18 protein-coding genes are annotated in these 19706 nt (G+C 61.6%); 12 read left to right on the forward strand and 6 right to left on the reverse strand.

Annotated features, from left to right (window positions below; genetic code table 11):
• Nucleotides 1-32: 32 nt before the first annotated feature.
• The 6 genes from Q8O96_RS14080 (at nt 33) to Q8O96_RS14105 (ending at nt 7070) form a co-directional block, all read left to right on the forward strand.
• Entirely contained in the window at nt 33-1439 is a 1407-nt protein-coding gene (locus Q8O96_RS14080; RefSeq protein WP_305948967.1) for an OprD family porin, read from the forward strand.
• A gap of 78 nt (nt 1440-1517) precedes the next feature.
• Entirely contained in the window at nt 1518-3113 is a 1596-nt protein-coding gene (locus tag Q8O96_RS14085; protein WP_305948968.1) for an ABC transporter substrate-binding protein, read from the forward strand.
• Between the two features lie 73 nt (nt 3114-3186).
• The gene (locus tag Q8O96_RS14090) at nt 3187-4197 is read left to right on the forward strand and encodes an ABC transporter permease subunit (RefSeq protein ID WP_102861119.1); all 1011 of its coding nucleotides are present in this window, start codon (nt 3187-3189) and stop codon (nt 4195-4197) included.
• An 11-nt stretch (nt 4198-4208) separates the two neighbouring features.
• Nucleotides 4209-5120: an ABC transporter permease subunit gene (locus tag Q8O96_RS14095; protein ID WP_011059232.1), complete on the forward strand. Its 912-nt coding sequence runs from the start codon at nt 4209-4211 to the stop codon at nt 5118-5120.
• 10 nt (nt 5121-5130) lie between these two features.
• The gene (locus Q8O96_RS14100) at nt 5131-6099 is read left to right on the forward strand and encodes an ABC transporter ATP-binding protein (RefSeq protein WP_102861118.1); all 969 of its coding nucleotides are present in this window, start codon (nt 5131-5133) and stop codon (nt 6097-6099) included.
• Entirely contained in the window at nt 6099-7070 is a 972-nt protein-coding gene (locus Q8O96_RS14105) for a peptide ABC transporter ATP-binding protein (RefSeq protein WP_102861117.1), read from the forward strand. The genes Q8O96_RS14100 and Q8O96_RS14105 overlap by 1 nt, the downstream gene beginning before the upstream one ends.
• A gap of 106 nt (nt 7071-7176) precedes the next feature.
• Here the strand turns inward: Q8O96_RS14105 and Q8O96_RS14110 are convergent, their stop codons facing one another.
• Nucleotides 7177-7419, reverse strand: a complete 243-nt coding sequence (locus Q8O96_RS14110) for a hypothetical protein (protein ID WP_305948969.1) — start codon at nt 7417-7419, stop codon at nt 7177-7179.
• A 335-nt stretch (nt 7420-7754) separates the two neighbouring features.
• Nucleotides 7755-9338: a peptide chain release factor 3 gene (locus Q8O96_RS14115; protein WP_102861115.1), complete on the reverse strand. Its 1584-nt coding sequence runs from the start codon at nt 9336-9338 to the stop codon at nt 7755-7757.
• Between the two features lie 349 nt (nt 9339-9687).
• On the opposite strand from Q8O96_RS14115, the gene Q8O96_RS14120 reads away from it, so the two are divergent.
• The 5 genes from Q8O96_RS14120 (at nt 9688) to Q8O96_RS14140 (ending at nt 14964) form a co-directional block, all read left to right on the forward strand.
• A complete protein-coding gene (locus Q8O96_RS14120; protein ID WP_102861114.1) occupies nt 9688-10404 on the forward strand; it encodes an ABC transporter permease in 717 nt (238 codons plus the stop codon).
• Between the two features lie 24 nt (nt 10405-10428).
• Complete coding sequence (locus tag Q8O96_RS14125; protein WP_305948970.1) at nt 10429-11325, forward strand: glycine betaine ABC transporter substrate-binding protein; 897 nt, start codon at nt 10429-10431, stop codon at nt 11323-11325.
• A 15-nt stretch (nt 11326-11340) separates the two neighbouring features.
• Nucleotides 11341-11994, forward strand: coding sequence for an ABC transporter permease (locus tag Q8O96_RS14130; protein ID WP_102861112.1), 654 nt, complete (start codon nt 11341-11343; stop codon nt 11992-11994).
• A complete protein-coding gene (locus tag Q8O96_RS14135) occupies nt 11991-13148 on the forward strand; it encodes a betaine/proline/choline family ABC transporter ATP-binding protein (RefSeq protein WP_305948971.1) in 1158 nt (385 codons plus the stop codon). The genes Q8O96_RS14130 and Q8O96_RS14135 overlap by 4 nt, the downstream gene beginning before the upstream one ends.
• Nucleotides 13149-13800: 652 nt before the next feature.
• Nucleotides 13801-14964, forward strand: coding sequence for a type III PLP-dependent enzyme (locus Q8O96_RS14140; protein WP_102861110.1), 1164 nt, complete (start codon nt 13801-13803; stop codon nt 14962-14964).
• Between the two features lie 77 nt (nt 14965-15041).
• Here the strand turns inward: Q8O96_RS14140 and Q8O96_RS14145 are convergent, their stop codons facing one another.
• The 4 genes from Q8O96_RS14145 to Q8O96_RS14160 are packed head-to-tail and all read right to left on the reverse strand — an operon-like array spanning nt 15042 to nt 17104.
• Nucleotides 15042-15320 (reverse strand): type II toxin-antitoxin system RelE/ParE family toxin, encoded by a 279-nt coding sequence (locus Q8O96_RS14145; RefSeq protein WP_305948972.1) that lies wholly within the window; start codon nt 15318-15320, stop codon nt 15042-15044.
• Nucleotides 15317-15580, reverse strand: a complete 264-nt coding sequence (locus tag Q8O96_RS14150; RefSeq protein WP_083236103.1) for a CopG family ribbon-helix-helix protein — start codon at nt 15578-15580, stop codon at nt 15317-15319. Before Q8O96_RS14150 ends, Q8O96_RS14145 begins: the two co-directional genes overlap by 4 nt.
• 54 nt (nt 15581-15634) lie before the next feature.
• Nucleotides 15635-16420 (reverse strand): tetratricopeptide repeat protein, encoded by a 786-nt coding sequence (locus Q8O96_RS14155; protein ID WP_305948973.1) that lies wholly within the window; start codon nt 16418-16420, stop codon nt 15635-15637.
• Between the two features lie 3 nt (nt 16421-16423).
• Complete coding sequence (locus Q8O96_RS14160) at nt 16424-17104, reverse strand: Fe2+-dependent dioxygenase (protein ID WP_060842472.1); 681 nt, start codon at nt 17102-17104, stop codon at nt 16424-16426.
• A 207-nt stretch (nt 17105-17311) separates the two neighbouring features.
• On the opposite strand from Q8O96_RS14160, the gene Q8O96_RS14165 reads away from it, so the two are divergent.
• A complete protein-coding gene (locus tag Q8O96_RS14165; RefSeq protein WP_102861106.1) occupies nt 17312-19606 on the forward strand; it encodes a TonB-dependent siderophore receptor in 2295 nt (764 codons plus the stop codon).
• Nucleotides 19607-19706: the final 100 nt, after the last annotated feature.

The following is a 19706-nucleotide window of genomic DNA, read 5'->3' on the forward strand; positions in this document are numbered from 1 at the left end:
CATCTAAAAAAGAAAACAAAGGAGCTTCACCCATGAAACTGAGCAGCAGCGCATTGTTAGCCTTGGCTATCAGTAGCATCACCGCCACGGCCTATGCGGAGAACGTCAGCCAGGACTTCGTCCCGACTGTACAGAACAGCACCAATGCCCAGGCGGAGGCCAAAGGCTTCATCGAAGGGCAAAGCCTGTCGGGTACCACCCGCAACTGGTACGCCAACGAGCTGAAACGGCGCAATGACCGTTTTTCGTACCAACACAATGGTGTAGATACCTCGACCCCACGCCGCATCAACTGGGTCCAGGGCACCATCCTCAACTACAGCTCCGGCTTCACCGAAGGCACCGTGGGCGTCAGCACCGAAGTCGCGGCCTACAACGCCATTGCCCTGGATCGTGACCGCAAGCACATCGCCGGCAAGAACAACCGCACCCTGACCCATTCCGACGGCGATGCCGTGGGCCAGTGGAGCAAGCTGGGCCTGGCCAACGTCAAGTTCCGCGTGTCCAACACCACCCTGACCGCCGGCCGGCAGAACTTCAGCACGCCAATCGTCGATGTCATCGGCAACCGTGCACTGCCTTCGAGCTTTGAAGGGGTGAGCATCCACAGCGAAGAGTTCAACAACCTGTCGTTCGATGCCGGCACCTTCGACCGGGTATCGCCACGGACCGAACAGAGCCTGTCGAAATTCCGCTCCGAGTACACCAGCAACACCGCCGAGACCGACCGCGTGAGCATCGTCGGCCTCAACTACCAGCCGCTGAAAAGCCTGAAGACCAGCCTCTACGCCTCCAAGGTGGAAGACTTCTGGAACCAGTACTACTTCGGCTCCACCCACGAGCTGGGCGACAGCTCGGTGCTGAGCCTGACCACCGGCCTGAACTACTACAAGACCGTCGACACCGGCAAGAAAGAGATGGGCAATATCGACAACGATACCTACTCCCTGTCTCTCGGCCTGACCCACCAGGCCCATAGCCTGACCTTCTCGTACCAGGAAGTCAGCGGCAACGAATACTTCGACTACCTGCACGAAACCAACGGCATCTACCTGGCCAACTCCCTGCTCTCGGACTTCAACGGCCCGAACGAGAAGTCCTTCCAGATCGCCTACGGTCTGAACATGGCCGAATACGGCGTGCCCGGCCTGAAGTTCAACATCTACCAGGCCCGTGGCTGGGGCATCGACGGCACCCACTACAACGGCAGTGCCTACGGCGGTATCAACTCGGAAGGCAAGCTCTATGGCGTACGCACCATGGACGGCGAACACCACTACGAATACGGCATCGGTGCTTCCTACGCCGTGCAGAGCGGCCCGCTGAAAGCCACGGCGATCCGCGCCACCTACACCACTCACCGCGCGAGCGAGAACCAGGCCGACGGCAACATCAATGAATTCCGTCTGGTCACCACCATCCCGTTCAATATTCTCTAACCCACCAGTTGAATGGCGGACTCATGACGAATCCGCCATTCAAGCTAATCTGGTTCAATTGATTGCAGAGGGTTCTTGATGAAAATGCTTCCCCTGAGAGCGGCCATGGGCGCCGCACTGCTGAGCGTCGCCATGGGCGTCGCAGCCAAACCCTTGGTGGTCTGTACCGAAGCCAGCCCGGAAGGCTTCGATATGGTCCAGTACACGACTGCAGTCACTGCCGATGCGGTGGCGGAAACCATCTTCAACCGCCTGGTGGACTTCAAGCCCGGCACCACGGACATCCAGCCCGCCCTGGCGGAGTCCTGGGAGATCAGCCCAGACGGCCTGCAATACACTTTCCACCTGCGCAAAGGCGTCAAGTTCCACACCACCGACTACTTCACCCCAACCCGCGACATGAACGCCGACGACGTGCTCTGGAGCTTCCAGCGTCAACTGGACCCGAAGCATCCCTGGCATGACAAGTCCAGCGTCGGCTTCCCCTACTTCGAGAGCATGGGGTTCAAGGAACTGCTCAAAAGCGTCGAGAAGATCGACGATCACACCGTGGTCTTCACCCTGACCCGCCGTGAGGCACCGTTCCTGGCCGACATCGCCATGGCCTTCTCTTCCATTTTCCCGGCGGAATACGCCGACAAGCTGCTCAAGGAAGGCAAGACCGGCGACCTCAACAGCAAGCCCATCGGCACCGGCCCGTTCACTTTCACGCGTTACGCCAAGGACGCTCAGGTCCGTTTCAAGGCCAACCCGGACTACTTCCGCGGCAAGCCACCGGCGGACCCACTGGTGCTGGCGATCACCATCGACAACAACGTGCGCCTGCAGAAGCTCAAGGCCAACGAATGCCAGATCGCCCTGTACCCCAAGCCCGATGACATCCCCAGCATCAAGGCCGACGCCAACCTCAAGGTCGACGAGCTGGCCGCCATGACCACCGGCTACATCGCCATGAACACCACGCGCAAATACATGAGCGACGTGCGGGTACGCAAAGCCATCGACATCGCCTTCGACAAAGAAGCCTACGTCAACAGCCTCTACGGCAAAGGCAACGCCCTGGTGGGTACCGGCCCTTATCCTCCGACCTTGCTGGGCTTCAATACCAGCTTGCAGAACCCGGCCCGGGACCTGGACAAGGCCCGTGCCCTGCTCAAGGAAGCCGGCGTGCCGGAGGGCACGGTCATCACCCTGTTCACCCGCAATGGCGGTGGCCCAACCAACCCCAACCCTTTGCTGGGGGCCCAGATGATGCAGGCTGACCTGGCCAAGATCGGCCTCAAGCTCGAGATCCGCGTCATGGAGTGGGGCGAGATGCTCAAGCGTGCGAAAAACGGCGAACACGATATGGTGTCGGCCGGCTGGGCAGGTGACAACGGCGATCCGGACAACTTCCTGACCCCGAACCTGAGTTGTGACGCCGCCAAGAACGGCGAAAACTACGCCCGCTGGTGCAACAAGGAGTTCCAGGACCTGATCGACCAGGCCCGTTCCGACGCTGAACCTGCCAAACGCGCAGAGCTCTACGAAAAGGCGTTGCTGATTTTCCAACAGGATCAACCGTGGATTCCCATGGCCTATCCGAAAATGTTCACCGCCATGCGCAAGAACGTCGAGGGTTACCACCAGAGCCCCCTGACCACCAACAACTTCGCGACCACCCAAGTGAAGTGATAAGAAACGCCCGCCGCCCTTGACCCCAAGGGCGGCGGGAACGCCTAACCGGCTGATTGAGGTACTTCAGAAGATGTTTAGTTTTATTGCCCGCCGTGTGGGGTTGTTGATCCCCACATTCTTCGGCATCACCTTGCTGACCTTCGCCTTGATACGCATGATTCCCGGCGACCCCGTGGAAGTCATGATGGGCGAACGTCGGGTCGACCCCGAGATGCATGCCCAGGCAATGGAACGCCTTGGATTGAACAAACCGCTGTATGCCCAATACCTGGACTACATCGGCAAGCTCGCCCACGGTGACCTGGGCGAATCCCTGCGCACCCGCACCAGTGTGTGGAGCGAATTCACTTCGCTGTTCCCCGCGACCCTGGAACTGTCCATGGCCGCCCTGCTGTTCGCCGGCATCCTCGGGCTGCTGGCCGGGGTAATCGCCGCCCTCAAGCGGGGCTCCCTGTTCGACCATGGGGTCATGGGCATCTCGCTGGCGGGTTACTCGATGCCGATCTTCTGGTGGGGCCTGATCCTGATCATGTTCTTCTCGGTGAGCCTGGGCTGGACCCCGGTGTCCGGACGCATCGACCTGCTCTACGACATCGAGCCGAAAACCGGCTTCATGCTCATCGACACCCTGCTGGCCAAAGACACCGACGCCTTCTTCGACGCCCTGCATCACCTGATCCTGCCGGCCATCGTGCTGGGCACCATTCCCCTGGCGGTGATCGCGCGGATGACTCGCTCCTCGATGCTCGAAGTACTGCGTGAAGACTACATCCGCACCGCCAAGGCCAAGGGCCTGTCGCCGGCCCGGGTGGTATTCGTCCACGGCCTGCGCAACGCACTGATTCCGGTACTGACCGTGGTCGGCCTGCAAGTCGGCACCCTGCTGGCCGGCGCCGTGCTAACCGAAACCATCTTCTCCTGGCCGGGAATCGGCAAGTGGCTGATCGAAGCCATCGGCGCCCGGGACTATCCCGTGGTGCAGAACGGCATCCTGCTGATCGCCTGCCTGGTGATCATGGTCAACTTCGTGGTGGACATCCTCTACGGCTTTGCCAATCCACGCATCCGTCACCAGCGCTGAGATCAAGACTAATGAGCACTCCAACTTCCTCAGTAGCAGTCGATCAAAGCCTGCTCTATCCGTCGGTCTACAAAGAATTCTGGCAGCACTTTTCCCGCAACAAGGGGGCGGTGGCCGGCCTGCTGTTCATGCTGCTGATCGTGTTCTGCGCACTGTTCGCCCCTTGGGTGGCGCCGCACAACCCCAGCGAGCAGTACCGCGACTTCCTGCTGACGCCGCCGGCCTGGCTCGAAGGCGGGCAGATGCAGTTCCTGCTGGGCACCGACGAACTGGGCCGCGACCTGCTGTCGCGCCTGATCCAGGGTTCGCGCCTGTCGTTGCTGATCGGTTTGTCGTCGGTGGTGATGTCGCTGATCCCGGGCATCCTCCTGGGGCTGTTCGCCGGTTTCTTCCCGCGCTTGCTGGGCCCGACCATCATGCGCCTGATGGACATCATGCTGGCCCTGCCTTCGCTGCTGCTGGCCGTGGCCATCGTCGCCATCCTCGGCCCAGGCCTGATCAACACCGTGATCGCCATTGCCGTGGTGTCCCTGCCGTCCTATGTGCGCCTGACCCGTGCCGCGGTGATGGGCGAACTGAACCGCGACTACGTGACCGCCGCGCGCCTGGCCGGTGCCGGCCTGCCGCGCCTGATGTTCATCACCGTGCTGCCCAATTGCATGGCGCCACTGATCGTCCAGGCCACCTTGAGCTTCTCCTCAGCGATCCTCGACGCCGCCGCCCTGGGCTTCCTCGGCCTGGGCGTGCAACCGCCGACTCCAGAGTGGGGCACCATGCTGGCCTCGGCCCGGGACTACATCGAACGCGCCTGGTGGGTCGTGAGCCTGCCGGGTCTGACCATTTTGCTCAGCGTGCTGGCAATCAACCTGATGGGCGACGGCCTGCGCGATGCGCTGGACCCGAAACTCAAGAACGCCGCCTGAGGAGATTCCCATGTCATTGCTAGAAATCAAGAATCTCAACGTACGCTTCGGCGATGCCACGGCGGTGCCGGTGGTGGACGGCCTCGACCTCAAGGTCGACAAGGGCGAAGTGCTGGCCATCGTCGGCGAGTCCGGCTCCGGCAAATCGGTGACCATGATGGCGCTGATGGGGCTGATCGAGCACCCCGGTATCGTCACCGCCGATGCCTTGAGCTTCGACGGCCGAGACATGCTCAAGCTCAGCGCCCGCCAGCGCCGGCAGATCGTCGGCAAGGACCTGGCCATGGTCTTCCAGGACCCGATGACCGCGCTCAACCCCAGCTACACCGTGGGCTTCCAGATCGAGGAAGTGCTGCGCCTGCACCTGAAGATGTCCGCCAAGGCCGCGCGCAAGCGCGCCATCGAGCTGCTGGAAAAGGTCGAGATTCCCGGCGCTGCCAGCCGCATGGACGCCTACCCGCACCAGCTCTCCGGTGGCATGAGCCAGCGGGTGGCGATCGCCATGGCGATTGCCGGCGAACCCAAGCTGCTGATCGCCGACGAACCCACCACCGCTCTGGACGTGACCATCCAGGCGCAGATCATGGACCTGCTGCTCAACCTGCAGAAAGAGCAGAACATGGGCCTGGTGCTGATCACCCACGACCTGGCCGTGGTGGCCGAAACCGCCCAGCGCGTCTGCGTGATGTACGCCGGACAAGCCGTGGAAGTCGGCCAGGTACCGCAGCTGTTCGACATCCCCGCGCACCCTTACAGCGAAGCGCTGCTGGCGGCAATTCCCGAGCACAGCCTGGGCGCCACCCGCCTCTCGACTCTGCCGGGTATCGTCCCCGGGCGTTATGACCGCCCACAAGGCTGCCTGCTGTCGCCGCGCTGCCCCTACGCTCAGGACAACTGCCGTCAGCAACGCCCCAGCCTCGACCCGAAAGCCGCCAGCCTGGTGCGCTGCTTCTACCCGCTCAATCAGGAGGTGGCGTAATGGCCGTCGTTCTTACCGCCCGCGACCTGACCCGTCACTACGAAGTGTCCCGAGGCCTGTTCAAGGGCCACGCCACCGTGCGCGCCCTCAACGGCGTGTCCTTTGAACTGGAAGCCGGCAAGACCCTGGCCGTGGTCGGCGAGTCCGGCTGTGGCAAGTCCACCCTGGCCCGGGCCCTGACCCTGATCGAGGAACCCTCTTCCGGCTCGCTGAAAATCGCCGGCCAGGAAGTGGCCGGCGCCGACAAGGCGCAGCGCAAGCAACTGCGCAAAGACGTACAGATGGTGTTCCAGAGCCCTTATGCCTCGCTCAACCCACGGCAGAAGATTGGCGATCAACTGGCCGAGCCGCTCTTGATCAACACCAAGCTGTCCGCCGCCGAACGCCGGGAAAAAGTCCAGGCGATGATGAAGCAGGTGGGCCTGCGCCCCGAGCATTACCAGCGCTACCCGCACATGTTCTCCGGCGGCCAGCGCCAGCGCATTGCCCTGGCCCGGGCGATGATGCTGCAACCCAAGGTGCTGGTGGCGGATGAGCCAACCTCGGCCCTGGACGTGTCGATCCAGGCCCAGGTGCTGAACCTGTTCATGGACCTGCAGCAGGAATTCAACACCGCCTACGTGTTCATCTCCCACAACCTGGCAGTGGTGCGTCACGTCGCCGACCAGGTGCTGGTGATGTACCTCGGCCGGCCGGTGGAAATGGGTCCCAAGGAGGACATCTACACCCGCCCGCTGCACCCCTACACCCAGGCGCTGCTGTCGGCGACCCCGACCATTCATCCGGACCCGGACAAGCCGAAGATCAAGATCGTCGGTGAATTGCCCAACCCGCTGAACCCGCCACCCGGCTGTGCCTTCCACAAGCGCTGCCCCTACGCCACCGAGCGTTGCAGCACGCAAGAGCCGGCCCTGCGTCAGCTCGACAGCCGCCAGGTGGCTTGCCACTACGCCGAGCAGTTTGTGGTTTAAGCGGACATGAAAAAGGCGCTCCCGAAACACTCTGGGAGCGCCTGTACAGTGTTCCACTCGCCCCTGGCAATGGATTGCGCATCAGTCCGTGGCCAGGGGTTTTCTTTTAGCTCTGGCTGTCACCCTCGTCGTCGTCGGTAGTCTGATCGTCATCGCCCGAACTGCCTCCCTGCCCTTCATCCCCCGGCTCCGACTCGGACTTGGCGAGCATCTGTTCCGGTTCGCCTATGGTCGACGAAAAGCCCGGCTCCTTGACCTCCAGCAGATTGTGAGCCCAGGCCGCCGAGGTTCCGAGCGACAGCATCACCAGCACTTTGATCAGCAACAGCGCGCGTTGAAAAATATTCATAGCCGATTCCATCCTTCACAGGTGAATCATCAAAGGCTGCGCCCAACCTTGCGAAGGTCACAGCACTGTCTGAAACCTAGTCCCGATATCCCGGCTTTTCCAGATAGCAGGCTATCGACAGCCAAACCTGCCGGGCCCTTCCGACTAACGGCGCTCCCTGAAATACACCACAACCCGTAGGAGCCGGCTTGCCGGCGAAGAGGCCCGCAAGCCATGCACCGCCGCGTCCGCCGCCTTCGCTGGCAAGCCAGCTCCTACGGGGCGGCGGGCCTATCCTGCGCGCAATAAAAAGCCCCGCTGTCTGCACAGCGGGGCTTGGGGTGTTACAGGCGAACTTAGTGGTGTTCGCGGGTGGCGCGGAATTTCACGTCCGGCCAGCGCTCTTCCATCAGCGCCAGGTTGACCCGGGTCGGTGCCAGGTAAGTCAGGTGACCACCGCCGTCCAAAGCCAGGTTTTCCACCGCCTTGTTGGAAAACTCTTCGAGCTTCTTCTTGTCGCTGCAGTCGATCCAACGGGCGGACCACACGGTGATCGGCTCATAGGAACACTCCACCTTGTATTCCTCCTTCAGGCGGCTGGCCACCACATCGAACTGCAGCACACCGACGGCGCCGAGGATGATATCGTTGCTGCGCTCCGGGAAGAACACCTGGGTCGCGCCTTCTTCGGCCAGCTGTTGCAGGCCCTGGCGCAGTTGCTTGGACTTGAGCGGGTCCTTCAGGCGCACGCGGCGGAAGAGTTCCGGGGCGAAGTGCGGGATACCGGTGAAGCCCAGGGCCTCGCCTTCGGTGAAGGTGTCGCCGATCTGGATGGTGCCGTGGTTGTGCAGGCCGATGATGTCGCCAGCGTAGGCTTCTTCCAGCTGTTCACGCTCGGAGGAGAAAAAGGTCAGGGCGTCGCCGATGCGCACGTCCTTGCCGGTGCGCACGTGACGCATCTTCATGCCCTTCTCGTACTTGCCCGAGCAGATGCGCATGAAGGCGATACGGTCGCGGTGCTTGGGGTCCATGTTCGCCTGGATCTTGAACACGAAACCGCTGAATTTTTCTTCCTGGGGCGCGACGCTGCGCTCGTTGGCAACACGAGCCAGCGGCAGTGGCGCCCAGTCCACCACGGCATCGAGCACGTGATCGACACCGAAGTTGCCCAGGGCGGTACCGAAGAACACCGGGGTCAACTGGCCGTCGAGGAACTCCTGCTGGTTGAACTCGTGGCAGGCACCCTGCACCAGTTCCAACTGCTCGATGAAACGCTCGTACTCGTCACCCAGGTGGGCGCGGGCTTCGTCGGAGTCGAGTTTCTCGATGATCTTGGTTTCGGTACGTTCGTGGCCGTGGCCCGGGGTGTAGACGATGATGTAGTCGCCCGCCAGGTGGTACACACCCTTGAAGTCGCGGTAGCAACCGATCGGCCAGGTGATAGGCGCGGCCTTGATCTTCAGCACCGCTTCGATTTCGTCCAGCAGCTCGATCGGGTCGCGAATATCGCGGTCGAGTTTGTTGATGAAGCTGACGATGGGCGTATCCCGCAGGCGGCAGACGTCCATCAGGGCGATGGTCCGGGGCTCAACGCCCTTACCGCCATCGAGCACCATCAGCGCCGAGTCCACGGCAGTCAGAGTGCGATAGGTATCTTCCGAGAAGTCTTCGTGGCCCGGGGTGTCCAGCAGGTTGATCATGTGTTCGCGATAGGGGAACTGCATGACCGACGTGGTAATGGAAATACCGCGCTGCTTCTCCATCTCCATCCAGTCGGAAGTGGCATGGCGATCGGACTTACGCGATTTGACCGTACCCGCCACTGCAATCGCCTTGCCCATCAGCAAGAGCTTTTCGGTGATGGTGGTCTTACCCGCATCCGGGTGGGAAATAATGGCGAAAGTGCGGCGTTTCGCGACTTCGGCGGCCTGGTTGGTCATGGGAAATCGCCTGGCGGTGATCAAAAAAGGGCGCAGATTATAGCCCAGACAAAGCCGCGCGGGCCACCGCTGCCCCCGTCGCCCAGGCCACCGCGCGGCAGATAAACGGTGGCTAAATGCTGCCAAGTATGGAACCTTTTAAAACGTGGAGACGTCCACTCCCCTGTCACGCGCTGTCGTCAGGGGCTGAAATATCAGCACGTTAGCTTGACGAAGCTGCGCTCATGGCTCGTTCACCCGCCGCTTTGCCGGCACTCGACGAGCTGCTTTTCGCGCGTACTTTCGCGGCAGCCAGGAATGGCCTTGCCACACGGGAAAGTGCCCGCCGACTGAAAAAAGGAGTCCGCCTGTGGCTATTCGCTATGGCAAAGGGCTGATAGGAGGGGTTGCGGTCATCGCCCTCCTGGCCCTGCTGGTCCACTGGATCGGCATCACGACGATCGAACACTACCGCGACGATCTGTTGTTCTACCTGCAAGCTCATCTGTTCCTGGTCCTGGCGTCCATGCTCGCCGCACTGCTGGTGGGCATCCCCGCCGGCATCTTCCTCAGCCGCCCGAGCATGGTCGGACGCGCCGAACGTTTCATGCAAGTGTTCAACATCGGTAACACCGTCCCCCCTCTGGCCGTCCTGGCCATCGCCCTGGGGATTCTCGGCATCGGCAGTGGCCCGGCAATCTTCGCGTTGTTCCTCGCCTCCTTGCTGCCCATCGTGCGTAACACCTACGAAGGCCTGAAAAACGTCCAGGGTTCCCTCAAAGAAGCCGCGGTCGGCATCGGCATGACGCCGCGCCAGGTGCTGTGGAAAGTCGAATTGCCCAATGCCGTGCCGATCATCATCGGTGGCGTGCGGGTGGCCCTGGCGATCAACGTCGGCACCGCGCCCCTGGCCTTCCTGATCGGCGCCAACAGCCTGGGCAGCCTGATCTTCCCCGGCATCGCCCTGAACAATCAGCCGCAATTGCTGCTCGGCGCCGCCTGCACTGCGCTGCTGGCCTTGCTCCTCGACGGCCTGGTCACCCTGGCCAGCCGCCTCTGGCTGGAACGTGGTCTGCGCCCGTCCTAAGTCCGTAAGCGCCAAGGAATGAACATGAAAAAAACAAGCCTGATACTCGGCTGCATCCTGCTTTTCGCTGGATGGGTGCAAGCCGCGGAAAAACCACTGATCCGCATTGGTGCCCGGGTCTTCACCGAACAGACTCTGCTGGCGGAAATCACCTCCCAGTACCTGCGCAGCAAGGGTTACGACACCCGCGTCACCGGCGGCCTGGGCAGCAACCTGGCGCGCAGCGCCCAGGAAAGCGGCCAGCTGGACCTGATCTGGGAATACACCGGGGTCTCGCTGGTGGCCTACAACCACATCGACGAGAAACTCGACAGCCAGCAGTCCTACGCCCGAGTCAAAGAACTCGACGCGAAAAAAGGCCTGGTCTGGTTGGCGCCGTCCAAGTTCAGCAATACCTACGCCCTGGCCCTGCCGGAGAACGTGGCCAAGGAACATCCGCAGATCAACAGCATCAGCGACCTGACCCGAGCCCTGGCCGAAAACTCCAAGGAAAACCGCCTGGTGGCCCTGGACACCGAGTTCGCCAACCGCTCCGACGGCCTGGCCGGCATGGTCAAGCTGTACGACATGAACCTGACCCGCAAGAACACCCGGCAGATGGATGCCGGCCTGGTCTACACCGCCCTGCGCAACGGCCAGGTGTTCGCCGGCCTGGTCTACACCACCGACGGTCGGCTCAACGCCTTCAAGCTCAAGCTGCTGGAGGACGACAAGCACTACTTCCCGGACTACACCGCCGCCCCCGTGGTGCGTCAGGTGTACCTCGACGCCCATCCGCAACTGGCGGCGGACCTCAAGCCGCTGGCGGCGCTGTTCGATGACGAAACCATGCGCCAGCTGAACGCGCGGGTCGACGTCGACCATGAAAGCCCTTCCGCCGTGGCCGCCGACTTCCTGCGCCAGCATCCGATCAACCACTGATAGAGAGGAGAAGACATGGAATTCTTGAACGCCTTTTCCCATCTCGATTGGGCCCAGGTCCTGCACCTGACCTGGCAGCACATCACCCTGGTGGGCATCGCCGTGACCCTGGCGATTGTCTTCGGTGTGCCCCTGGGCATCCTGATGACCCGCTTCCCGACCCTGGCCGGCCCGTTGCAGGCCAGCGCCACGGTGTTGCTGACCATTCCTTCCATCGCCCTGTTCGGCCTGCTGCTGCCGTTCTACTCCAAGTTCGGCCAGGGCCTGGGGCCGCTGCCGGCCATCACGGCGGTGTTCCTCTATTCCCTGCTGCCGATCATGCGCAACACCTACCTGGCGCTGACCGGCGTCGAGCCGGGCATCCGCGAAGCCGCCCGCGGCATCGGCATGACCTTCGGCCAGCGCCTGCGCATGGTCGAACTGCCGATCGCGGTGCCGGTGATCCTCGCCGGGGTGCGCACCGCCGTGGTGATGAACATCGGCGTCATGACCATCGCCGCCACCATTGGCGCCGGCGGCCTGGGCGTACTCATTCTTGCTTCCATCAGCCGCAGCGACATGTCGATGCTGATCGTCGGCGCGCTACTGGTCAGTCTCCTGGCCATCTTCGCCGACCTGCTTCTGCAATGGCTGCAACGCTCGCTGACACCAAAAGGACTGCTCAAATGATCGAACTTCAAAAGCTGACCAAGACCTTCCAAAGCAACGGCAAGACCATCACCGCCGTTGACTCCGTAAGCCTGACCGTCAATGAAGGCGAAATTTGCGTATTCCTCGGCCCTTCGGGCTGCGGCAAAAGCACCACGCTGAAAATGATCAACCGCCTGATCAAGCCCACCTCGGGCAAGATCCTGATCAACGGCGAGGACACCACCGACCTCGACGAAGTCACCCTGCGCCGCAACATCGGCTACGTGATCCAGCAGATCGGCCTGTTCCCCAACATGACCATCGAGGAAAACATCGTGGTGGTGCCCAAGCTGCTGGGCTGGGACAAGCAGAAATGCCACGACCGTGCCCGCGAGCTGATGAGCATGATCAAGCTGGAGCCCAAGCAGTACCTGCACCGCTATCCGCGGGAACTGTCCGGCGGCCAGCAGCAGCGCATCGGGGTGATTCGCGCCCTGGCGGCGGACGCACCGCTGCTGCTGATGGACGAGCCCTTCGGCGCGGTGGACCCGATCAACCGCGAGATGATCCAGAACGAGTTCTTCGAGATGCAGCGCGCGCTGAACAAGACCGTGATCATGGTCAGCCACGACATCGACGAAGCCATCAAGCTGGGTGACAAAATCGCCATCTTCCGCGCTGGCAAGCTGCTGCAGATTGATCACCCGGACACCTTGCTCGCCCACCCGGCGGACGACTTCGTCAGCAACTTCGTCGGCCAGGACAGCACCCTCAAGCGCCTGTTGCTGGTCAAGGCCGAAGACGCGGCAGACAACGCCCCATCGGTCAGCCCGGAAACGCCGGTAGCCGAGGCCCTGGACCTGATGGACGAACATGACCGCCGCTATGTGGTGGTGACCTGCGCCGAGAACAAGGCCCTGGGTTATGTACGCCGTCGCGACCTGCATCGTCAGACCGGCACCTGCGCCCAGTTCCTGCGGGAGTTCAACGCCACCGCCGCCTACGACGAACACCTGCGGATTCTTCTGTCGCGCATGTACGAGTTCAACCGTTCATGGCTGCCGGTGCTGGATGCCGAGCGGGTATTTCTCGGTGAGGTGACCCAGGAATCCATTGCGGCCTACCTGAGCTCCGGGCGTTCGCGGGGGATGACGACCAACATCGTCTCGCCGGCTGAGGCAGTGGTCGCCTGATCAATAAATAGCCAATAACGAACCTATGGCGAGGGCGCTTGCTGCCCCGGGGCCGTGCAGCGGCCCCTCTTTGCCAAAAAGAGTGGAACTGCTGCGCAGTTCACCGGGAGCAAGCGCCCTCGCCACTGGTTTTTCGGCCCACTTACATGGCGGAAAAAAATATCAACAGCCGCCCCCGCGAACGCCGTCCGGTGACACCTTCCGAAGCAGCCAAGATCCCCCTCTGACCAGCCTGTCGTCGCTAACGTCGCCGATGTTGACGCCTTCATACTTTCCAGACACTTGGCGCGCAACAGCGTCGAACGTGCAGGTATTTTTAACACCTGGAAAATCTTCGGGAACATCTGTCCGTCATCTGTGTCGGCTACAAAGAGAGGTGTCGTTTACGCACGTCAGACAAGTGCAAAAACGCGACATTTTTTGTTGATCTCAGGCCCCTCACCACCTAAAGTTCGCGCCGAACGTCCATGCTGGAAACGATCCATCCGGCTCAAGTACTGACGACGAGACAGCAAGGCCAAGGGAAACTTTCCCATGGCCTTTTTGCTTTCGGCGACATGCCTTGGGAAGTAGGCGAACCAAAGTGGGGATACGGAGGACGTTCATTTGCACCCATTGATTTCTAACGTTTGCCAGTAGGAGCTCCCAACGCATGTCGATTAACGTCGAAGACTATTTTGCGCGCGAAACCTTTCAGAAAATGAAGGCGTTCGCCGACCAGCAAGAAACCCCGTTCGTGGTCATCGACACCCAGATGATCGCCCAGGCCTATGACGACCTGCGCGCCGGTTTCGAATTCGCCAAGGTCTACTACGCGGTCAAGGCCAACCCGGCCGCCGAGATCATCGACCTGCTGCACGAAAAAGGCTCCAGCTTCGACATCGCCTCGATCTACGAGCTGGACAAAGTGCTGGGCCGCGGCGTCAACCCGGCCAACATCAGCTACGGCAACACCATCAAGAAATCCAAGGACATCCGCTACTTCTATGAGAAGGGCGTGCGTCTGTATGCCACCGACTCCGAAGCCGACCTGCGCAACATCGCCAAGGCCGCCCCGGGTTCGAAAGTCTATGTGCGCATCCTCACCGAAGGCTCCACCACCGCCGACTGGCCACTGTCACGCAAGTTCGGCTGCCAGACCGACATGGCCATGGACCTGCTGATCCTCGCCCGCGACCTGGGCCTGGTGCCTTACGGCGTGTCGTTCCACGTGGGTTCGCAACAGCGCGACATCAGCGTCTGGGACGCGGCGATCGCCAAGGTCAAAGTGATCTTCGAACGCCTGAAGGAAGAAGACGGCATCGAGCTCAAACTGATCAACATGGGCGGTGGCTTCCCGGCCAACTACATCACCCGTACCAACAGCCTGGAAACCTACGCCGAGGAAATCATCCGTTTCCTCAAGGAAGACTTCGGCGACGAGCTGCCGGAAATCATCCTCGAGCCGGGCCGTTCGCTGATTGCCAACGCTGGCATCCTGGTCAGCGAAGTGGTGCTGGTGGCGCGTAAATCCCGCACCGCCGTCGAGCGCTGGGTCTACACCGACGTGGGCAAGTTCTCCGGCCTGATCGAAACCATGGACGAGTCGATCAAGTTCCCGATCTGGACCGAGAAGAAAGGCGAAGTGGAAGAAGTGGTGATCGCCGGCCCAACCTGCGACAGCGCCGACATCATGTACGAGAACTACAAGTACGGCCTGCCGCTGAACCTGGCCATCGGCGACCGCCTGTACTGGCTGTCCACCGGCGCCTACACCACCAGCTACAGCGCGGTGGAATTCAACGGTTTTCCGCCGCTGAAGGCGTTTTACCTGTAAGGACAGTGGCTAGCGGCAAGCTGCAAGAAAAAGCCCATGACGTGTCATGGGCTTTTTTATGCGTGCGATTCAGTGGCTCAACGATCTTCCCGGACATGCCAAATACGCAGGATGGACAAGGCCATGCCTTGAATCTCATAACACACCTCGTAATGCCCCACCAGCAACCGTCGAACATCCCTCGGCTTGAATTCCTCCAACTGCTCTCCCAATCGAGGGTTAGATAGAAGCGCATCTGGAGCCCGCACGAGGGATTGCACGGTCCGAGCAGCAGCCGAGCGATTAACCTGAGCGAGAAATTCAAACAGCCGAGCCAGATTGAATAGCGCCTTGCTCGTCCATTTCAACTGTCTCATTTTGGTAAAGGCAGGGGGTTGTCGCCAGACAGACTCTCTGCCCAAGCCAGCACTGACTGATGATCGACAACCCTTCCAGCATCGACATCTGCCAAGGCCTCAAGCGTCAGTCGGCGGCGCTCTTCTTCCTGGTCAACCCAGGCCACCAATGCTTGCTTCACGATCCAGGCACGGGAGCGCTCCAGGCGAGAAGCCAGTTGATCGACCTTATCCGCCAGATCCAAGGGAATGTGGGCGGTCAGTACTTTTGTCGCGGGCATGAGACAGACCTGCATCAGAATGATTAAAAGCGATTAGCTTTGAATCATAGTGATTTAAGCCAACACAGCAAGCCGCTCTACGTCCCGTTCATCACCCAATTGCGCTGCGCGCCGCTGATAGGCCTGGGCCAGTTCGCGAATCTTTGGATGCGTGGCATTGAGCAACGCAGCGCAAGCCACCCGCAGGAAATTCAGATTGCCGCCAGCTAGCGCCTGCTGCAGCCAATCCACGGCTTCGTCGATACGACCGGCATCGGCCAGCACCGCCGCGTAGCTGAACTGTCCACGGAAATCCCCGCCTTCGGCCGAGCGTCGGTACCAGTCACGGGCCGCCTCGGGGTCAGCCGGGCAGACCAGCCCTTCCTCCAGGTAACGCCCCAGCAGGTTCATCGATTTGGCATGGCCAAGGTCCGCCGCGCGGCGGTAGCAGGCCAGGGCCAGGGCATGGTTCTGCGCCACGCCACGGCCAGTGGCCAGCAGGTTGGCGTAGTTGTACAGGCCCCAATCCAGCCCCGCTTCGGCGGCCAATCGATAGTGTCCGGCAGCGCGGGCGGCATCGGCCGGGCAGCCCCAGCCATGTTCATGGCAGCGCCCGAGCATGTTGCGGGCCATCAGGTGCCCGCCTTGGGCGGCGATGTCGAACCAGCGCAAGGCCAGGGCCTGGTCCTGCTGGATGCCGTGGCCGTCGAGGAGGATCTGCCCCAGCAGCGCCTGTGCCTCCACCAGGCCCTCGCCAGCAGCCACCAGGATCGCCTGGGCCGCGCGGGACGGGCTTTGCTGGAGCATGGCGCTCAGTTGCGCGCCGTCGAGGACTTCCTTGCGGCGAAGTTGAACAGTCACCGCCTACACCTCGACCCAGCGCCGCAGCAGGTTGTGATAGGTGCCGGTCAGGCGGATCAGCGAAGGATGCTCGGGCACGTCCCGGGTCAGTTCCTGGATCGCCCCGTCCATCTCGAACAGCAAGGCGCGCTGGCTGTCCTCGCGCACCAGGCTCTGGGTCCAGAAGAAGGAGGCATAGCGAGCGCCACGGGTCACCGGGTTGACCTTGTGCAGGCTGGTGCCGGGGTACAGCACCATGTCCCCCGCCGGCAGCTTGACCCGCTGCAGGCCGTAGGTGTCCTGGATCTCCAGCTCGCCGCCGTCGTAATCCTCGGGATCACTGAAGAACAGGGTCGACGACAGGTCGGTGCGCACCCGCTCCGCGCTGCCCTTGGGCTGGCGCACGGCGTTGTCGATATGGAAGTCGAAACTGCCGCCGGCGGTGTAGCAGTTGATCAGCGGCGGGAACACCTTGTGCGGCAAGGCGGCGGACATGAACAGCGGGTTCTGCCACAGGCGATCGAGCATCGCCGCGCCGATCTCCTGGGCCAGCGGGTGCCCTTCGGGCAACTGCAGGTTGTGCTTGGCCTTGGCCGACTGGTAACCGGCGGTGATCTTGCCATCCGCCCAGTCCGCCTGCTCCAGGGCTTCGCGGATGCGCCCCACTTCATCACGGGTGAACACGCCGGGGATGTGCAGCAACATGGCCAGGTACCTGAGCAGCGAAAGGTCGTCAATGGTATTAATTCTTATTGACTGTGTAAAACACGGTGACGAATGAGCGCGCAAAAACCGTAAGGATAAATTGTAAAGATTGTAAATTCAGCGCGAATAGTAACGTTTCGCAATTGATAACGATTGTTTCTTTCCCCTATATTCCGCGACCTCAAATCCTTGGGGAGGGGAACCACCATGTCACGCCAACAACCACCATCCGCTGTCAGTTCACCGCGCCTGCTGGCCTCCGCCATTGGCGTGGCGATTACCGCCGGCTCCGCGGGCCATATGGTCCAGGCCGCGCAAGACACCCAGCAAAAGACGGCGGGCAAGGCCATTGCCCTGGAAGCCACCAGCATTACTGGTGAGGCCCAGGACAACACCTCCTACCAAGTGGAAAAGGCTTCGTCGCAGAAGTACACCGCCCCGCTGGTGGATACGCCGCGCTCGGTCACTGTGGTTCCACAGCAAGTCCTCAAGGACACCGCTGCCACCTCCCTGCAAGACGCCTTGCGCACCGTACCGGGCATCACCTTCGGTGCCGGTGAAGGTGGCAACCCTCAAGGTGACCGCCCGTTCATTCGTGGTTTCGACGCCCAGGGCGACACCTATCTCGACGGTGTGCGTGACACCGGCGGCCAGAGCCGCGAGATCTTCGACATCGAAACCATTGAAGTGAGCAAAGGCCCGAACTCCGCCTTTGGTGGGCGTGGCTCGGCAGGCGGCAGCCTGAACCTGACGAGCAAGATGCCCAAGCAACAAGACTTCCTCAATGGCGGCTTCACCTACGGTTCCGACCAGACCCGTCGCTACACCCTGGACGTCAACCGTCAGTTCCTCGAGGGTGCCGCGTTCCGTCTGAACCTGATGAGCCACGAACAGAATGTGGCTGGCCGCGACGCCGTCAATTACGACCGCTGGGGCGTGGCGCCATCGCTGACCTTCGGCCTGGGCACCCCGACCCGAGTCAATGTCAGCTACTACCACATGGAAAGCGACGACCTGCCAGATTCGGGCATTCCGTATGGCTACGGCTCCGCAAGCGCCACGGCCCACGTTCACGACAAACCCAACGACGGTGGCGACAGCAGCAACTTCTACGGCTTGAAGGGCCGTGATTTCCGCAAGACCCGCGCGGACATCAGCACCATCTCCATCGAACATGACCTGAGCGACAGCATGACGCTGAAAAACACTCTGCGTCACGGCAACACCGGGCAGGACTACATCCTCACCCAGCCGGACGACAGCAAGTTCAACGTCAACCGCTACGGCACCGTATGGCGTCGCGCCAACAGCCGCGTCTCGACCACGGAAACCACCACCAACCAGACCGATCTGTTTGGTGAATTCCACGCATTGGGCTTCAAGCACAATTACTCCACCGGGCTTGAGTTCACGGGCGAAGAAACCCGGGTCAGCAGCTACAACATCGCAGGCAATACTGCCCAGGTATGTAATCCGGGCAACACGCCCAGCTGCACCTCGTTGGGCAACCCGAACCCCAACGACCCTTGGACCGGCAGCATCACCCGTAACTACAACGGCACCAACACCAAGGCCACCAGCCGTGCCGCCTACGTCTTCGACACCATCGAACTGGACCCGCAATGGCTGTTGAACGTCGGCCTGCGCTACGACACCTTCGACACCGTGGCCAACACCAACGCGGTACCCACTGCCACGGTCAAGGCCAGAAGCAAGCTCAAGGACGACAGCCAGTTCTGGAACTGGCAGGCTGGCCTGGTCTGGAAGCCGACCGACAACGGCAGCATCTACGCCTCCTACGCGACCTCGGCCACCCCGGCCGGTGCCCTGGTGGGTGAAGGCGCAGAGGGCAACCCCCTGGCTGCCGGCGCCAGCACCAGCGACCTGCAACCTGAAGAAACGGTCAACTACGAACTGGGTACCAAGTGGAACGTGCTCAACGACCGCCTGTCCCTCACCGCTGCGGTATTTCGCACCGAGAAGAAAAACACCCGGGTCCTGGTGGACGCACTGACCTACCAGAACGCTGGTGAGTCCCGTGTCGATGGCCTGGAGTTGGGCGCCAGCGGCAAGATCACCGACAAATGGCAAGTCTTCGCTGGCTACAGCTACCTCAAGAGCGAGCTGGTCGACCCCGGCTTGACCGGTCGTAACGGCGTGATCACCGCCGGTGCAGCATCGGCCAAAGGCAATGAAATGCCCAACACGCCGAAAAACAGCTTCAGCCTCTGGAGCACCTACGCCATCACCCCGAAACTCACCGTCGGTGGCGGTGCGTTCTACGTCGACGAGGTGTACGGCGACACCGGCAACACCGTGTACGTACCGTCCTACACCCGCTACGACGCCATGGCCAGCTATAAGCTGACCAAGAACGTCGACCTGCAGTTGAACGTGCAGAACCTCACCGACAAGACCTACTACGACAAGGCCTTCGCGGCGCACTTCGCCAACCAGGCCGCCGGCCGTACCGCCCTGATGAGCGCCAACTTCCACTTCTGACCCAGCACCCGACCGCCTGTGGCCCCCGCCACAGGCCGCCAAGCCCCACGCATTGCAATGCCTGGGGCTTTTGCGTGTAAAAAAGAATGCTTCTCGACAA

The organism is Pseudomonas sp. LPH60 (genome assembly GCF_030718165.1).
In the GTDB taxonomy this organism is placed as follows: Bacteria; Pseudomonadota; Gammaproteobacteria; order Pseudomonadales; family Pseudomonadaceae; genus Aquipseudomonas; species Aquipseudomonas danubii.

Bases quoted from the DNA above. Each gene is read 5' to 3' on its own strand.
- Q8O96_RS14130 (WP_102861112.1), top strand. From the start codon at position 11,341: ATGGAATTCTTGAACGCCTTTTCCCATCTCGATTGGGCCCAGGTCCTG.
- Q8O96_RS14160 (WP_060842472.1), bottom strand. From the start codon at position 17,104: ATGTTGCTGCACATCCCCGGCGTGTTCACCCGTGATGAAGTGGGGCGC.
- Q8O96_RS14105 (WP_102861117.1), top strand. From the start codon at position 6,099: ATGGCCGTCGTTCTTACCGCCCGCGACCTGACCCGTCACTACGAAGTG.
- Q8O96_RS14135 (WP_305948971.1), top strand. From the start codon at position 11,991: ATGATCGAACTTCAAAAGCTGACCAAGACCTTCCAAAGCAACGGCAAG.
- Q8O96_RS14090 (WP_102861119.1), top strand. From the start codon at position 3,187: ATGTTTAGTTTTATTGCCCGCCGTGTGGGGTTGTTGATCCCCACATTC.
- Q8O96_RS14145 (WP_305948972.1), bottom strand. From the start codon at position 15,320: ATGAGACAGTTGAAATGGACGAGCAAGGCGCTATTCAATCTGGCTCGG.
- Q8O96_RS14110 (WP_305948969.1), bottom strand. From the start codon at position 7,419: ATGAATATTTTTCAACGCGCGCTGTTGCTGATCAAAGTGCTGGTGATG.
- Q8O96_RS14115 (WP_102861115.1), bottom strand. From the start codon at position 9,338: ATGACCAACCAGGCCGCCGAAGTCGCGAAACGCCGCACTTTCGCCATT.
- Q8O96_RS14125 (WP_305948970.1), top strand. From the start codon at position 10,429: ATGAAAAAAACAAGCCTGATACTCGGCTGCATCCTGCTTTTCGCTGGA.
- Q8O96_RS14150 (WP_083236103.1), bottom strand. From the start codon at position 15,580: ATGCCCGCGACAAAAGTACTGACCGCCCACATTCCCTTGGATCTGGCG.
- Q8O96_RS14095 (WP_011059232.1), top strand. From the start codon at position 4,209: ATGAGCACTCCAACTTCCTCAGTAGCAGTCGATCAAAGCCTGCTCTAT.
- Q8O96_RS14100 (WP_102861118.1), top strand. From the start codon at position 5,131: ATGTCATTGCTAGAAATCAAGAATCTCAACGTACGCTTCGGCGATGCC.
- Q8O96_RS14165 (WP_102861106.1), top strand. From the start codon at position 17,312: ATGTCACGCCAACAACCACCATCCGCTGTCAGTTCACCGCGCCTGCTG.
- Q8O96_RS14085 (WP_305948968.1), top strand. From the start codon at position 1,518: ATGAAAATGCTTCCCCTGAGAGCGGCCATGGGCGCCGCACTGCTGAGC.
- Q8O96_RS14080 (WP_305948967.1), top strand. From the start codon at position 33: ATGAAACTGAGCAGCAGCGCATTGTTAGCCTTGGCTATCAGTAGCATC.
- Q8O96_RS14140 (WP_102861110.1), top strand. From the start codon at position 13,801: ATGTCGATTAACGTCGAAGACTATTTTGCGCGCGAAACCTTTCAGAAA.